This is a genomic window from Streptomyces sp. JJ38 (assembly GCF_019303475.1).
In the GTDB taxonomy this organism is placed as follows: domain Bacteria; phylum Actinomycetota; class Actinomycetes; order Streptomycetales; family Streptomycetaceae; genus Streptomyces.
Genome location: NZ_JABLSI010000035.1, coordinates 25,157 through 39,491 on the forward strand (window position 1 = coordinate 25,157; position 14,335 = coordinate 39,491).

General features: G+C 74.6%; 15 protein-coding genes. 8 read left to right on the plus strand and 7 right to left on the minus strand.

Annotation, left to right across the window (positions count from 1 at the left end):
* Positions 1 to 179 precede the first annotated feature (179 nt).
* Positions 180 to 1,955: a diguanylate cyclase CdgB gene (gene cdgB, locus HPT28_RS18885; RefSeq protein ID WP_219092318.1), complete on the plus strand. Its 1,776-nt coding sequence runs from the start codon at positions 180 to 182 to the stop codon at positions 1,953 to 1,955.
* A 101-nt stretch (positions 1,956 to 2,056) separates the two neighbouring features.
* Positions 2,057 to 3,094 carry a hypothetical protein gene (locus tag HPT28_RS18890; RefSeq protein ID WP_219092319.1) on the plus strand — a complete coding sequence of 346 codons (1,038 nt, stop codon included), beginning with the start codon at positions 2,057 to 2,059 and terminating at the stop codon, positions 3,092 to 3,094.
* Positions 3,095 to 3,189: 95 nt separating this feature from the next.
* Here HPT28_RS18890 and nagA read toward each other — a convergent pair whose 3' ends face one another.
* From nagA to arfB, 3 genes are all read right to left on the minus strand, one after another.
* Complete coding sequence (nagA, locus tag HPT28_RS18895; protein WP_219092320.1) at positions 3,190 to 4,386, minus strand: N-acetylglucosamine-6-phosphate deacetylase; 1,197 nt, start codon at positions 4,384 to 4,386, stop codon at positions 3,190 to 3,192.
* The gene (locus HPT28_RS18900) at positions 4,383 to 5,315 is read right to left on the minus strand and encodes an ROK family protein (RefSeq protein WP_219092321.1); all 933 of its coding nucleotides are present in this window, start codon (positions 5,313 to 5,315) and stop codon (positions 4,383 to 4,385) included. The genes nagA and HPT28_RS18900 overlap by 4 nt, the downstream gene beginning before the upstream one ends.
* 125 nt (positions 5,316 to 5,440) lie before the next feature.
* Positions 5,441 to 5,869 carry an alternative ribosome rescue aminoacyl-tRNA hydrolase ArfB gene (arfB, locus tag HPT28_RS18905; protein ID WP_219092322.1) on the minus strand — a complete coding sequence of 143 codons (429 nt, stop codon included), beginning with the start codon at positions 5,867 to 5,869 and terminating at the stop codon, positions 5,441 to 5,443.
* Positions 5,870 to 6,111: 242 nt separating this feature from the next.
* Here arfB and HPT28_RS18910 point away from each other — a divergent pair, with 242 nt between their 5' ends.
* The 3 genes from HPT28_RS18910 (at position 6,112) to HPT28_RS18920 (ending at position 8,598) form a co-directional block, all read left to right on the plus strand.
* A complete protein-coding gene (locus tag HPT28_RS18910; protein ID WP_219092323.1) occupies positions 6,112 to 6,687 on the plus strand; it encodes a TerD family protein in 576 nt (191 codons plus the stop codon).
* 100 nt (positions 6,688 to 6,787) lie between these two features.
* A complete protein-coding gene (locus HPT28_RS18915; RefSeq protein ID WP_219092324.1) occupies positions 6,788 to 7,492 on the plus strand; it encodes a class I SAM-dependent methyltransferase in 705 nt (234 codons plus the stop codon).
* 2 nt (positions 7,493 to 7,494) lie between these two features.
* Complete coding sequence (locus HPT28_RS18920) at positions 7,495 to 8,598, plus strand: monodechloroaminopyrrolnitrin synthase PrnB family protein (protein WP_219092325.1); 1,104 nt, start codon at positions 7,495 to 7,497, stop codon at positions 8,596 to 8,598.
* Here the strand turns inward: HPT28_RS18920 and HPT28_RS18925 are convergent.
* A complete protein-coding gene (locus HPT28_RS18925; protein WP_219092326.1) occupies positions 8,519 to 9,364 on the minus strand; it encodes a bifunctional 2-polyprenyl-6-hydroxyphenol methylase/3-demethylubiquinol 3-O-methyltransferase UbiG in 846 nt (281 codons plus the stop codon). The genes HPT28_RS18920 and HPT28_RS18925 overlap by 80 nt on opposite strands.
* A 90-nt stretch (positions 9,365 to 9,454) precedes the next feature.
* Here HPT28_RS18925 and HPT28_RS18930 point away from each other — a divergent pair, with 90 nt between their 5' ends.
* Entirely contained in the window at positions 9,455 to 9,949 is a 495-nt protein-coding gene (locus HPT28_RS18930) for a hypothetical protein (protein WP_219092327.1), read from the plus strand.
* On the opposite strand, the gene HPT28_RS18935 is transcribed toward HPT28_RS18930, so the two are convergent.
* Positions 9,946 to 10,596 carry a helix-turn-helix domain-containing protein gene (locus HPT28_RS18935; protein ID WP_219092328.1) on the minus strand — a complete coding sequence of 217 codons (651 nt, stop codon included), beginning with the start codon at positions 10,594 to 10,596 and terminating at the stop codon, positions 9,946 to 9,948. The genes HPT28_RS18930 and HPT28_RS18935 overlap by 4 nt on opposite strands.
* Positions 10,597 to 10,719: 123 nt before the next feature.
* Here HPT28_RS18935 and HPT28_RS18940 point away from each other — a divergent pair, with 123 nt between their 5' ends.
* The gene (locus HPT28_RS18940; protein ID WP_219092329.1) at positions 10,720 to 11,667 is read left to right on the plus strand and encodes a trans-aconitate 2-methyltransferase; all 948 of its coding nucleotides are present in this window, start codon (positions 10,720 to 10,722) and stop codon (positions 11,665 to 11,667) included.
* A 27-nt stretch (positions 11,668 to 11,694) separates the two neighbouring features.
* Here the strand turns inward: HPT28_RS18940 and HPT28_RS27485 are convergent, their stop codons facing one another.
* On the minus strand, positions 11,695 to 12,405 hold the full coding sequence (locus HPT28_RS27485) for a pentapeptide repeat-containing protein (RefSeq protein WP_219092330.1): 711 nt from the start codon (positions 12,403 to 12,405) through the stop codon (positions 11,695 to 11,697).
* Between the two features lie 123 nt (positions 12,406 to 12,528).
* On the opposite strand from HPT28_RS27485, the gene HPT28_RS18950 reads away from it, so the two are divergent.
* A complete protein-coding gene (locus HPT28_RS18950; protein WP_219092331.1) occupies positions 12,529 to 13,515 on the plus strand; it encodes a zinc-binding dehydrogenase in 987 nt (328 codons plus the stop codon).
* Positions 13,516 to 13,562: 47 nt separating this feature from the next.
* Here the strand turns inward: HPT28_RS18950 and HPT28_RS18955 are convergent, their stop codons facing one another.
* On the minus strand, positions 13,563 to 14,318 hold the full coding sequence (locus HPT28_RS18955; RefSeq protein WP_219092332.1) for an N-acetylmuramoyl-L-alanine amidase: 756 nt from the start codon (positions 14,316 to 14,318) through the stop codon (positions 13,563 to 13,565).
* Positions 14,319 to 14,335 lie beyond the last annotated feature (17 nt).

Here is a 14,335-nt window from a genome sequence, read left to right on the forward strand (position 1 = left end):
TGCGACGGCACTCGTCGGCGGGGAAATCCGCACCCCCAGAACCCTCAATTGTGACATGAGTCACAGATGAGATTTATTGCTGACCCTGTGTACCGGGGGTGGAGCAGCCTGTGATTCAGTGGCGGAAACACTCGGACGAGTGGCGTTTCGGGCCGGCGACGAGCCACGAGGGGAGGGCGATGGACACCGATTCCGAGCCGTACGTCCGCCTCACCAGTCTGCGTCGACTCCACCAGTCCGTGGCGCAGCTCAACACCGCCCGCAGCCTCGCCGACACCCTCCAGACGGTCGCCGACGGCATCGTCACCGGCCTCGGCTTCGAGATGGCCGCCGTCAACCTCGTGCGCCAGGACGGGGACCTCGTCGTCGCCGCCGTCGCGGGCAGCACCGGGGCCGAGGCGATGATGGCCGGCCGGGTCGGCTCCCGCGCCTCCTGGGAACGCCGGCTGGCCCTGGGCGAGGCCTGGGGCGAACTGCGGTTCGTGCCCTACACCGAGGGCTGGGTCCTCGACGACGACGACGTCCCGCAGTGGCACTCCCCCGGTCCCGCGCCGCGCTTCCCCGACGAGTGGCACCCCATGGACCGGCTGTTCATCCCCATGTACACCTCCGACGGGGACCTCCTCGGCGTCATATCCGTCGACCAGCCGCGCAACGGCCGCCGCCCCGGCCCGTGGGGCTGCGAGGCCCTCCAGATGTACGGGTTCCAGGCCGCCATCGCCATCAGCAACGCCCGCCTGCGCGCCAACATGCAGCGCGCCCTCGTCCGACTGGAGCGCGAGCAGCAGGCGCTGCGGGCGAGCGAGGAGAGCTTCCGCGCCGCGTTCGAGTACGCGCCCAGCGGCATGGCGATCGCCGAGATGGGCGGAGACCAGCACGGGCGGCTCATCAAGGCCAACGACGCGCTGTGCAGGCTGCTCGGGCGGTCGGCCTCGATGATGCGGCGCTACTCCTTCTCCGACCTCGTCCACCCCGAGGACATCGGCACCCTGCTGCGCACCGCCGCCGAGGGCGGGCGGGCCGAGCTGCGGATGAGCCGCCGCGACGGCACCTACGTCTGGGTGTCCCTGCGGAACTCGGTCGTCGCGGACGTCGCCGACGGCCCGCGCTTCCTCCTCACCCACGTCGAGGACATCGAGGAGCGCAAGCGCCACGAGCTCCAGCTCGCCCACCGCGCCAGCCACGACTCCCTGACCGGGCTGCCCAACAGCGCCGAGCTGCGGGCGCGGCTGAGCGCCCGGCTGTGCGAGCGCCCGGCGCTGACGTCGGTCCACGCGGGCGGGCACGCGAAAGGGCACGGCGACGGCCACCGGGACGACCACGCGGGCGTGTACCCCGGCCATCCGGGCCCGGACTCGACCTGGGTCGACGCCTACGACTCGGGCGCCGCGTATCTCGACGGCGCCGGCGCCCACGGCTTCAGCCCGGACGGGTACGACGTCGACGGCTTCAAGGCCGACGACCCCGGTGCGCAGGGCCCGGCGGCGCCGCCCTCCGTGGGCGCCGGATTCGACCACCACGTCCACGTCATCGCGCCGCAGAACGACGACCCCGCGGCCAAGGGGCTGGCGGTCCTCTTCTGCGACCTGGACGGCTTCAAGTCCATCAACGACCGCTTCGGCCACCACTGCGGCGACGCCGTCCTCGTCGAGGTCGCGCGGCGGCTCGCGGCGGGCGTGCGGGACAACGACACGGTGGCCAGGCTCGGCGGCGACGAGTTCGTCGTCCTCGCGGACGGGCTGGGCCTCGCCGACGCGGGCGACCTGGCGGTGCGGCTGCGCAACGCGATCATCCCGCCGATCCGGGTCGAGGGGCGCCAGGTGCGGGTCGGGGCGAGCTTCGGTATCGGCTGGGCCTCCTGCGGCGAGTCGGTGGAGGAGATCCTCCAGTCCGCGGACCAGCGGATGTACGTCGAGAAGCGCTCCCGCTCGAAGGGCCACCGGCGGGCCGGATAGCGGGCCGGAGGGTACTCCCACGCACAGGAGTACACCTGCGCTGTCCCCCGAACGGGGTAGGCTGCCCGGGGTCAGCCGATGCCGTGTGAGGAGAACAGGGGATGACCGCCGGAAACAACGGTACGACGCCGCCGGAGGGGGACGACCCGTTCGGCTATCTGTACCGCCAGGAAGGCGGCGCGCCGGACCAGGCCCCGCAGCAGCAGGGCGTCCCCCGCACCTCATACCAGCAGGTCCGCCCGGTGGGCGAGCGCCGCTACGGCGGCCAGCAGGCGGGCGGCTACGGCTACCCGCCCCAGGGCCCGCCGCCCCAGAGCCAGCCGCCGCAGGGCCCGCAGGCCCCGCAGGGCGGCTACGGCTACCCGCCCCAGGCTCCCGCGTCCTCCGCCCACCCCAACGCGCACTACGCGGCCCCGGAGACGCAGCCCGGCGGCCGTGCGGCCACCCGCGGCATGGCCGGCCCGGCGGGCGGCGGCCACGGCGCCCGCGGCTCCGGCGGCGGGCAGCGGCGCAACGGGCTGCTCATAGCGGCCCTGGCCGTGGTGGGCGCCGTCCTCATCGGCGTCGGCGCGGCCGTCGCCTTCTCCGGTGACGACACCGGGGACCAGGCCCAGAACTCGGCGAGCAACGGCCAGTCCGGCGGCACCGACGGCACGGGCCAGAAGGACGACGAGCAGCAGGGCGAGGGCGAGAAGGAGAAGGAGTCCGAGGAGGTCGAGCTGCCCAGCGAGGACGCCTCCAGCCTCCGCCTCGACAACGGCCCCTTCGTCGCCGGAGACGTCCCCGGCTCCAAGGCCAAGGACGGCAAGTACGTGACGGGCCTGAACAAGCCCGGCGCCACGGTCACCTGGACGACGAACGTCCCCGAGGCCGGCACGTACTTCCTGTACTTCGGCTACACCGTGCCCGGCCGCGACATGAAGCTCAGCCTGCTCGTCAACGACGCGCCGAAGCCGCAGAACGTCAACTTCAAGAACTTCGCCAAGGGCCCCAAGGACGACTGGGAGAAGTCCTGGACGTACACCTACGGCCAGGTGACGGTCGAGGAGGGCGAGAACGTCTTCCGTCTGACCTGCGGCGCGAAGGACGCCTGCGACGTGGCCCTCGGCCGCGTGTGGCTCGCCCCGGCGGAGGGCTGAGGCCCGGCCGGAGCCGCGCCCCGGCGGAGCCCGGGCCGTCCCGTGGACCAGGCCTCGGGCGAGCGTGATGGCCCGGGGCCCGTCCGGGCCCCACGTCAGGCGGGCGCGGGCCCGACGGCCCACTCGCCGCGGCGCAGCACCGCGCGGACGGTGAGGTCCGCGTCGAGGGCGACGAGGTCGGCGTCCAGCCCCGGACGGATCGCGCCGATGCGGTCGGAGCGGCCGAGCAGCCGCGCCGGGGTCGTGGACACGGCGCGTACGGCGTCCTCGATGCCGATGCCGTCCCGGGTGACGGCGCGGCGCAGCGCGGCGTCCAGGGTGAGCGTCGAGCCGGCGATCGAGCCGGGGCCGCCGTCCTCGGTGACGAGGCGGGCCACGCCGTCCACGACCTCCACGTCCAGCGGGCCGAGCCGGTAGCGGCCGTCACCGAAGCCCGCGGCGTCCATGGCGTCGGTGATGAAGGCCACCCGGCCGGAGCCCGCGCGGTCGAAGGCCAGCCGCAGCGCCGCCGGGTGGAGGTGCGTGCCGTCGTCGATCAGCTCGACGGTGACGCCCTCGTCCTCCAGCAGGGCCGCGACGGGCCCGGGGGCCCGGTGGCCCAGTGTCGGCATCGCGTTGAACAGATGGGTGGCCACGGAGGCCCCCGCGTCGATCGCCGCCCGCGTCTCCTCGTAGGTGGCGTCGGTGTGGCCGACGGCGGCGAGCACGCCCTCGTCGACGAGGAGGCGGACGGAGTCGAGCCCGCCCGGACGCTCGGTCGCCAGCGTGCACATCACCGCGGTGCCCCGCGCGGCGTCGACGAGCTTGCGGACCTCGGCCGGCTCCGGGTCGCGCAGGAGCGCCTCGCTGTGCGCGCCCTTGCGGCAGGGGGAGATGAAGGGGCCCTCGAAGTGGACTCCGGCCAGCTCGCCCTGCTCGACCAGCTCGGACAGCAGCCCGGCCTGCCGCGCGAGCGTGTCCAGCTCGCCGGTGACGGTGGAGGCCACAAGCGTCGTCGTGCCGTGGGCGCGGTGGGTGCGGACGGCCGTCAGCACGTCCTCGGCCGTGCCGGAGGTGAAGGAGGCACCGCCGCCGCCGTGGTTGTGGACGTCCACGAAACCCGGCACCAGCCAGTGCCCGCCGAGGTCGACGTCGCCGGGCCGCACCCGCGCGGGAGCCCCCCGCTCGCCGGACATCGCCGTGGCCGGCTCGACGGCGGCGATGCGGCCGCCCTCGACGGTCACCCGGCCACCGTCCAACACGCCGTCCGGCGTGACGACTCGGGCCCCGGCGAGGCTGAACTGCTGCGTCATCGGGTCGCGACCTCCGCGGTGAGTAGGTCCCAGGCGAGGAGTCCCGCGCCCAGGCAGCCGGCAGCGTCCCCGAGGGCGGCCGGAACGATCAGGGGCAACCGCTGGAACGTCACCTTGGCCCGGACGGCCTGACGCAGCGGGGCGAAGAGGGTGTCCCCGGCTTCGGCGAGGCCGCCCCCGACGATGAGCATGCGCGGGTCGAGCAGGGTGAGCGCGGTGACGAGGCCGGTGGCGAGGGCGTCCACCGCGTCCCGCCAGACGGCCTCGGCCCGGGGGTCGCCCGCGGCGACGGCGCGCGCCGCGTCGGCGGCCGTGCTCCGGGCGTCCCCGCTGGCCTCGGCCCAGGCGCGGCCCACGGCGGCGGCGGAGGCGAGCGTTTCGAGACAGCCGTGCTGGCCGCAGCCGCAGGGCGGGCCGCCCGGCCGGACGACGATGTGGCCGATCTCCCCGGCGCCGCCGTGGGCTCCGGCCTCCACCCGGCCGTCGATGCCGATGGCCCCGGCGATGCCGGTGCCCAGGGGGACGAAGACGAAGCGGTCCACGCCGGCGCCCGCGCCGATGCGTCCCTCGGCCAGACCGCCGGTTCGCACGTCGTGGCCGAACGCGACGGGCAGGCCCAGCCGCTCGGCGAGCAGCCTGCGGAGGGGGAGGTCGCTCCAGCCGAGGTTGGCGGCGAAGCGGACGACACCGGCGGGCTCGTCGAGGATGCCCGGCACGGCGACCCCGGCCGCTCGGGGGCCGCGCCCGTACCGGTCGGCGCCGGTGCGGGCGAGGTCGGCCGCGAAGTCCAGGACAGCGGCGGTGACGGCGTCGGGGCCCCGGCCACGGCCGGTGGGACGACGGTCTTCGTGCAGGAGCGCACCGTCCGGGCCGACGAGGGCGGCCTTCATGCCGGTGCCGCCCACATCGAGGGCGATGACGTATTCCACGTCCACAGTCTCGCCCGAGATCCCCCAAGAGGTCTAGTCCACTGCCGGGGTTCGGCCGGAGTGTCCGGGACGACCCGGAGGAACCGTGAGTATCCGGAAGAAATCGCTCAGAGTGGTACGAAACCCTAGTCCCAGCCCTGTCCCCTACGGCCCCGCTTCACCTCGCCGCGCCGCTTCTTGTTCCGCAGGCGCCGCTCCACCACACCGCGCGGCACGCGCTTCTTCTTGCGCTCGGGCCGCGGCGGCGCCGTCGCCTCGGCGAGCAGCGACGCCATCCGGACGGCCGCCGTCTCGCGGTTGCGCCACTGCGAGCGGTGCTCGCTCGCCCGCACCGTGAGGACGCCGTCGCGCAGCCGCTCGCCGAGCCGCTCCAACGCCCGCTCCTTCCACACCGGCGGCAGGGCGTCGGTGCGGGCCAGGTCGAAGCGCAGCTCCACCTGGCTGTCGCTGGTGTTGACGTGCTGCCCGCCCGGCCCGGACGACCGGGAGAACCGCCAGCTCAGCTCCGACTCGGGCAGGGCGACAGAACCGCGGATGACGTAGGGACCGGACATGCGCCCATGATCTCCTCTCCCCCCGGCGCCCGCATCGCCTTTTCCCCGGCACCCTCGGCGTCGCGCCGACCCGGAGCCGCCCCTTCAGAGCTCCCTCCAGCCGCCCCGCTTCCGGCCGTCGGCCCCCGGCCGGAAACGGGCCGAAACCCGTTGTCGGAACCTGCGCGTACCCGAGCGACGTTGTGGGGAGTGAATGTACCGTCGTCGCATCTGACGAGAACCTTGAGAAAGGGACCCACCCCATGGCTGTGAGCCTGTCCAAGGGCGGCAATGTTTCGCTCTCCAAGGAGGCCCCTGGCCTCACCGCGGTGACCGTCGGCCTCGGCTGGGACGTCCGCACCACCACCGGCACCGACTTCGACCTGGACGCGAGCGCCATCGCGGTGAACGCCGCCGGCAAGGTGCACACCGACGGCCACTTCGTCTTCTTCAACAACACGGCCTCGCCGGACCAGGCGATCGTGCACACCGGTGACAACCGCACCGGCGAGGGCGGCGGTGACGACGAGCAGATCAACGTCAACCTGCAGACGCTGCCCGCCGAGATCGACAAGATCGTGTTCCCGGTGTCCATCTACGACGCCGAGTCGCGCAGCCAGAACTTCGGCCAGGTGCGCAACGCGTTCATCCGCATCGTCAACCAGGCCAACCAGCAGGAGATCGCCCGCTACGACCTCAGCGAGGACGCGGCGACGGAGACGGCCATGGTCTTCGGCGAGATCTACCGCAACGGCGCCGAGTGGAAGTTCCGGGCCGTGGGCCAGGGTTACGCGTCGGGGCTGGTGGGCATCGCTCAGGACTTCGGCGTTAACGTCTGAGACAGCCGTCGCGAAGGGGCCAGGCCATCGGGTCTGGCCCCTTCTGGTGCGCACGGCCGATCCGAACCGTCCGGAACCGTCCGCTAACGAGGAGATTGTTGTGCAGGGGAACTCAAGCGCCTGGGAAGCCTTCTGGCGGGACCGTCCCGTGGAGGACGGCGCGACGCTGTGGGACGTGGACCCGGCCGAGGCCGTGCACCGCCACCTGCCGCGGCTCCAGGAGTGGTACACGCCCGGGCTGCCGGTCGCGGACGTCGGCTGCGGGAACGGCCGTCAGACGGAGGCCCTGGCGGAACGTTTCGACAGCGTCATCGGCTACGACGTCTCCGCCTCCGCGCTGGCCGCGGCGCGCCAGCTGCACCCCCGGGACAACGTCGCGTACCGACAGCTGGACCTGTCCGTACCCGGCGAGGCGGACCGCGTCCACCAGGAGTTCGGGGACCAGAACGTCTACGTGCGCACCGTCATCCACCAGCTGCCCGAGGAGGCGCGGCAGCGCGCGGGCGACTCGCTCGCGACCCTGCTGGGCGAGCGCGGGCACGGCTACGTCATCGAGCTCGCCCCCGAGGCCGCCGTGCTGTTCGCCGCCTGGCCCCGGCAGGGCGGCCCGTCCAAGCTCGACGACATCATCCAGTCCGGGCTCGTACCGGCCCGGCTGGCCCCGGGCGAGCTGGAGGAGACCCTGCTCAACGCCGGCCTGGACGTCGTCGAGATGGGCGACTTCACCGGGCGCAGCGTCGAGACCGGGCTGGACGGCCCACTGACCGTACCGATGCAGTTCGCCCGCGTCCGGCGGGGGCGCTGACGATGCCCACGACGACGGTCGCGTACGGCTCCGCCGAGCAGATACGCGCCGTCCAGGCCGCCGACCCGCTGGGTGCCGACGAACTGTGCGCCAGGCTGCCGCAGATCAACCCCCGGGCCGATCTGTTCGCGCTGGCCACGGCGTTGCGCCGCATCCTCCCGGATGCCGCCGACCTCGACGGCTTCTCCCGCGACGCGTGCCTGGCCGCCATGCGCGACATCGGGCTCTTCGCCGGCTCCATCAAGCGCCACGGTGCCGAGCCGGGCAGTGTGGTGCCCGAACTCCTGCCTGTCCTGGAGGAGTTGGGACGCCGCACCGACATGGTGCCGCGGGACACGGTGCTGCACTACTGCGTGTGGAACCCGACGGGCGAGCGGCGCCGCACCTACACCGGAGACGCGCAGGAGCGGGCCCTCCAGGACTCCGTCCGGCACGCCTTCCCCCGGCTGCACGCGGCGCTGGAGCTGTGCGGGGAACTCAGCCGCACCGAACCCTGGGAGCCGGGCTTCGCCCCGCTCGTGGCGGAGATCGGCCGGCACACCGAGGTCATGGTGGAGTCGATCGACCGGGTGATAGCGGACGTCAGCCCCGAGTTCTTCGCCCGCGGCCTGCGCCCCTACTTCGAGGAGTTCACCGTCGACGGCACCGCCTACCTGGGCCCGGCGGCGGCCCAGGTGCCGCTGTGGCTCGTCGACGAGGTGGTGTGGCTCTCGGACGCCGGCGTTGACGCGTACGAGCGGTTCCTGCTCGACTCCGTGCCCTACGGCCTCCCGCGCTGGCGCCACCTGCACGCCGCCTGGCACGGCAGGCCGTCCGCCGTGGGCCGGCTGCTGACGGCCGCCGGGGGCCCGCAGGCGGGCGCCGTGCGGGCCGGGGCCAGGGCGCTGGTGGAGCTGCTGCGCACCGTCATGACGTTCCGCGGCCGACACCTGCGCATCGCCCGGCAGGCCTACCGCGAGGACGTGCGTCTCTACCCGCTCGGCAGCGGCGGCGGCAGCGTCGAACTCCTCCAGGAGGTCCTGCTGCTCACCCGGCAGAACGCCCGGATCGCGCGGGAGCGGGCCCACGCCTCCCCCACGCGGACACCAACGGCGCGGAGAGCGTGACGAATCCGGGGTCGGCCAGGTCCGCCAGGACCTGGCCGAGCTCCTCCTCACCGACCAGCCCGCCGGCCAGCAGCGGCTCCCGCAGCCGCCGGAACGTGTGACGGTAGAACTCGGCACCGGCGCTCCCCCCGCGCAACGCCCCGCCGTCCACCAGCGCGTCGACGCCGGTCAGCCCGCGCTCCGCGAGGGCGGCGGGCAACCGGTGCCCGAACCGGTTGTCGCAGCCCCGCCCGCCGAGCACCGTCACGACCGCGTCGTGCACCCGTTGGAACCGCTCGGCCGCCGTGCGCGGCGCGGGCAGCGGCCCCGGCACGTCGATGTCGAACTCCGAGAGGACGACGAGCCCGCCCGGGGCGCAGTACTCGACGAGCCGGTCCAGCACCCGCGCACGCTCCGGCAGATGCGAGAGCACCATCCGCGCGTGCACGACGTCGAACGTCTCGCCCAGCGGCTCGTCGGCCAGCAGGTCGTGCCGCCGTACCTCCACCCGCGACGGCAGCGCGGCCGCCTCCAGATGCCGGGTGTCGACGTCCAGCGCGACCACCCGGCCCGCGCCCTCCCCCACCATGTCGGCCAGCAGCCGGCTCACCGAGCCGCCCCCGGCGCCGACGTCCAGGCAGGAGGCGCCCTCGGGCACGCCCGCCGCCGCGAGCGCCCGGCGGGAGGCGGGCTCCCAGAACGCGCCCAGGTGTGCCAGCCGCGCCCGCTCCTCGTCCCACTCGGTCGCGAACGTGTAGCGCTCCCCGGTGATGTGCTTCCCGGTCATGACTGTCCCTCCCGGCGACGTCCCCATCGGCCCACCGGGAACCTATCGCGCACTCCCGGACCGCCTCGCCGCACGTGGGAGCATGGACGCGTGATCGATCTGGGCTACTCGCTCTCCCGGAGGTTCCCCGACCCGCCGCAGACCGCCTACGCGCGGGCCGACGTGCGGGCCCTGCGGTACGACCTCTTCCGCGGCGACGTCTACCTCGCCGACGTGGACGCCGACCGGGAGCTGGCGACCGCCCTGGGCTGGGTGCCGGTACTGGACTTCGCCTGGGCGCTGTGCGACGTCGTCGAGCACCTCGACCGCGACCCCCTGGGCAGCCGCGCGTCCCGGCCGCAGCGGGCCGAGCTGGACCTCACCGAGTCCGCCGACCGGCTGCGCTTCGTGCGCCGCTTCGGCTGGGTGGAGATCACCGCCGACTGGGCGCCCGACGAACCCCCGCTCGCCTTCGGCCACTCCGCGCTGCGGCGGGAGGCCAGGGACTTCCTCCACGACCTGGTCGCCGACCTGGTGGACCTGCACGAGGACCTCGGCGACAACCCCCTGGTCTGGGACCTCCAGGCCCGCTTCCCCCGCGTCTAGGAGCCTGACCGGGTGTCCGGCCGGGCGCCCGGCGGCCGGGGCCGGTCGCCCGGTTCCCGTGACGCACCGCGACGCGGCCTGGCGCGCACGTGCATCCGCTCCCCCTGGGAGCCGAAGAGGCTGAGGACCTCCACGGGCTCCTCACCCGTGCTCCCGAACCAGTGCGGCAGGCGGGTGTCGAACTCCGCCGCCTCCCCCGGGCCGAGCACGAGGTCGTGCTCGGCCAGGACCAGACGCAGCCTGCCGGCGAGGACGTACATCCACTCGTAGCCCTCGTGGCGCACCGGGTCCGGCGTCCGCTGCTCGGCGGGCATGACGAGCTTGTACGCCTGCAGCGGGCCCGGCTGGCGCGTCAGCGGCAGCACCGTGCGGCCTTCCAGGCGCCGGGGGACGAGGCGGACCCGCGGGTCTCCGACCTCGGGCGCGCCGACCAGCTCGTCCAGCGGCACCTGGTGCGCCTGGGCGATCGGCAGGAGCAGCTCCAGGCTCGGGCGGCGCTGGCCGGTCTCCAGCCTGGACAGGGTGCTCTTCGAGACGCCGGTGGCCTCCGACAGCGCCGCGAGCGTCACCCCGCGCTCGGTGCGCAGCCGCTTGAGCCGCGGGCCGACCTCGTCCAGGGCCCGGCCGATGGCGGTGGTGTCGTCCATGCGGCCCATTGCACCGCGCCGTCCCGGAAACGGCAACAAAGATTGCCGGTGACGCTCAGCCGCCCGCACGCTGAGCGTCGGCGGGGCGTGAACCCCGGACCGCACACCATGGAGGCGCACACCATGACGGGACACCAGCACACGAAAACCGGCCACCACCACGACCACGACCACGCGGACCTCGACTGGGACGCCATGGTCACCGAGCTGCTGCGCGAGGGCGAGCTGCACCTGCCGTACCTGGAGCGGGCGGCGGAGTGGCTCCGCGGCCTGACGGCCGCCGACGCGGACGCGGCGGCCGGCGCCGGCGGCGACGCGGACGGCGCCCCGGAACCGGCCGTCCGGCGCGTGCTGGACGTGGGCAGCGGCCCCGGGGTGGCGGCCTGCGTGCTCGCCCGGGCCTTCCCCGAGGCCGAGACCGTCGCCGCGGACCAGTCCTCCGCCCTCCTGGACCACGCCGCCGAGCGCGCGTCGGGACAGGGCCTGAAGCTGACCACGCACCGCGCCGACCTGCCCGCCGAGTTCGGCACCCTGCCGTCGGCCGACCTCGTCTGGAGCAGCAACGTCGTCCACCACCTCGGCGACCAGCAGGCGGCCCTCACCTCCCTCGCCGCCGCCCTCCGCCCCGGCGGTCTGCTGGCCATCGCCGAACGCGGCCTGCCCCTACGCTTCCTGCCGCGCGACATCGGCCTGGGCCGGCCCGGCCTGCAAGCCCGTCTGGACGCCGCCGAGGAGGAGGCGTTCGCCGCCATGCGCGCCGGGCTGAGCGGCACCGTGGACGTGGTCGAGGACTGGCCCGCCCTGCTCACCGCCGCCGGGCTCACCCCCACCGGCAGCCGCACGTTCCTCTCCGAGCACCCGGCACCCCTGGCCCGGCCCGCCCGCGCACACCTGCGCGACCGGCTGGCCCGCAAGCGCGAGCGGCTCGCCGAACTGCTGGACGCGGAGGACCTCGCGACGCTGGACCGCCTTCTCGACCCCGGGGCGGAGTCGGGCCTGCTGCACCGGCCCGACGCCTTCTACCTGCACGCCACCACCGTGCACACCGCCCGCGCCCTGCCCCGGGGGTAGGCACCGCCCGAGGAACGCCGCCGCGCCTCACGGCTGGACCCGGATGCCCAGAGCGGCGGCGAGTGCGGGCGCGTGGTCGAGCAGCTGGGCCGGGGTGATCGTCGCCCCGGCCAGCCGCTCCACGCCCCGGCTGAGCGTGAACCCCGCCGTCTCCCGCAGATCGACGTCGACGAGGGTGGCGCCCGTCAGATCGGCGCCGCGCAGGACGCAGTCCCGGAAGGCGACCCGGGTGAGCGTGGCGCCCGCGAGATCCGGCTCGACCAGGACGCACCCCTCGAAGGCCACGTCGGTCAACGTGGCCCCCCGAAGGTTGACGACGTCCAGCTTGCCGCCCCGGACCAGGACGCGGGACAGGCTCGCCCCGTAGGCCCGGACGCCGCCCAGCCGGACGTCCACGCAGGTCACGTCCCGGAACCGGGCGTCCACCAGGTCGGTGCCCACGCCCCTGACCCCCTCCAGCGCGCAGTCGGCGAAGCGGGCGCCGCGCAGACCGGCCTCGTCCAGCGTGAGGTCCCTCAGCGTGCAGTCGAGGAACCGCGCACTCGGCGCGTCGGCCCCCGTCAGGTCCAGGGAGGTGAACGCCAGGCCGTCGTAGTCCCCCTCGGGGGCGAGGGGGCCGAGGTGGCCGTCCTGCTCGGGCAGGGTGAACTCGGGTGGCCGGGGCGGGGTCGGACCCGCCCGCCGGGACGGGCCCGGACGTGGCGGCCTGGGCGGCTGCGAAGGCGTGCGCGGTGTCATGACATCCAGCATGGGAGACACCACTGACAGTCACCGACCGCGGGCAGTTGACTTGAACTTACGTTCACGTTCGATGGTGGGCGTCAACCGCACCGCACGCGTCAGCCGCTGGGGGGACACACCATGCACGCCGTACGACTGCACGCCTTCGGCCCCGCCGAGAACCTCACCTACGAGCGGGTGCCCGACCCGGCTCCCGGACCCGGCCAGGTCCTCGTCGACGTGGCCGCCGCGGGGGTCCACCTCGTGGACACCGCCCTGCGCTCGGGCCGGAAGTCCGGCCCGACGCCCACCGAACTGCCCACGATCCCCGGCCGGGAGGTGGCGGGCCGGGTCGCGGCCCTCGGCGAGGGCGTCGGTCCCGAGTGGCTGGGCCGCCGCGTCGTCGCCCACCTGGGCATGGTCCCCGGCGGCTACGCGGAACGGGCCGTGACCGGCGTCGAACGGCTGCACGTCCTGCCCGAGGGCGTGGCCGAGCCCCAGGCCGTCGCCGTCATCGGCACCGGGCGCACCGCCATGGGCATCCTCCAGTTCATCGAGCCGGGCCCGGGCGACACGGTGCTCGTCCTCGCCGCGGCCGGGGGCGTCGGCTCGCTCCTCGTGCAGTACGCCCAGCGGGCCGGAGCCCGGGTGATCGGCGCAGCCGGCGGCCCGGACAAGACGGCCGCCGTCCTCCGGCTCGGCGCGGACGTGGCCGTCGACTACCGCGAGCGAGGCTGGACGCGCCGGGTGCCCGGCCCCGTCACCCACGTGCTCGAGGGCGTCGGCGGCGACATCGGCCGGGCCGCCGTCGACCTGCTGGCGCCCGGCGGCACCCACCTGTCCTACGGCTACGCCGCCACGGGCTTCGACCCCTCCGGGCAGGCCGTGCTCGACGAGGACGAACAGCGCCGTCGCGGGGTGGTCTCCCGGTCGGTGCTGGGCAAGCCGATGTTCGACCGGATCGGCGGCATGGAGAACCTGCGGGTCCTGGAGGAACGCGCCATGGCACGACTCGCCGACGGCACGTTCGACCCGCTCGTGCACGCCTTCCCGCTGGCCGAGGCCGCCAAGGCCCACCGGGCCCTGGAGGAGCGCGCCACCACCGGCAAGGTCGTCCTCGTCCCGTAGCGGCCGCCCCCGTCACGCCGGCGGACGTCCGGACGTCCGCCGGGCCCTCACCGGCCGCCCGAGGCCCGGGCCGCGTGCTCCGTCCGCAGCCGGGCCACCCGCTCCCGCAGCCCGGGCAGGGCCTCGTAGAGCGCCTGGCCCGGGCAGTCCGTCGCATAGCCGTCCCGGTGCCCGGCGATCACGTCGAGCGTCACCTCCGTCCCCTTCGGGTACAGGCTCGCGTCGTTCGTCGACTCCATCCGCACCCGGCCCAGCGGGTCGGCCCCGGGGCTCAGTTTCCAGGCGGCCACGGCCGCGATCGCCGCCAGCATGCGGTCGGGCACCTCCTGGCCCGCACCGAAGGTGCCGAGCGCCGCGATGCCGACGCTCCGCTTGTTGAACCCCTTCGTGTGCGCCCCGAGCACCGTGCGCTCCTCGCTCCCGGCCCGGCCCTCGTAGATCGTCCCGCAGCGGTCGACGACGAAGTTGTAGCCCAGGTCGTCCCAGCCCCGCCCCTCGATGTGCTGCCGCTGCATCTCCCGCAACAGCCCGGGCACGTCCCGCTCACAGTCGTACGCGTTGGGGTGGTTGGTGTGGTGGACGAAAACCGCCTCGGCGGACGGCGTGCGTGCCGGGCCCTCCCGCACCGCCTCCTCGTCCGCGTGCCACACCGCCCGCCCCACGACCGGGGGCTTCGGCGCCGCCGGGCGCGGCCCCGACCCGGCACCCGGCTCCACCACCGGGGGCCGCTCCGGGGCGCTCCAGGTCATCAGCAGTGCCAGTACCGACACCGCCGCCCCCTGCGCCACCCTGCGCGGCCACATGCCACCCACCCTGCGCC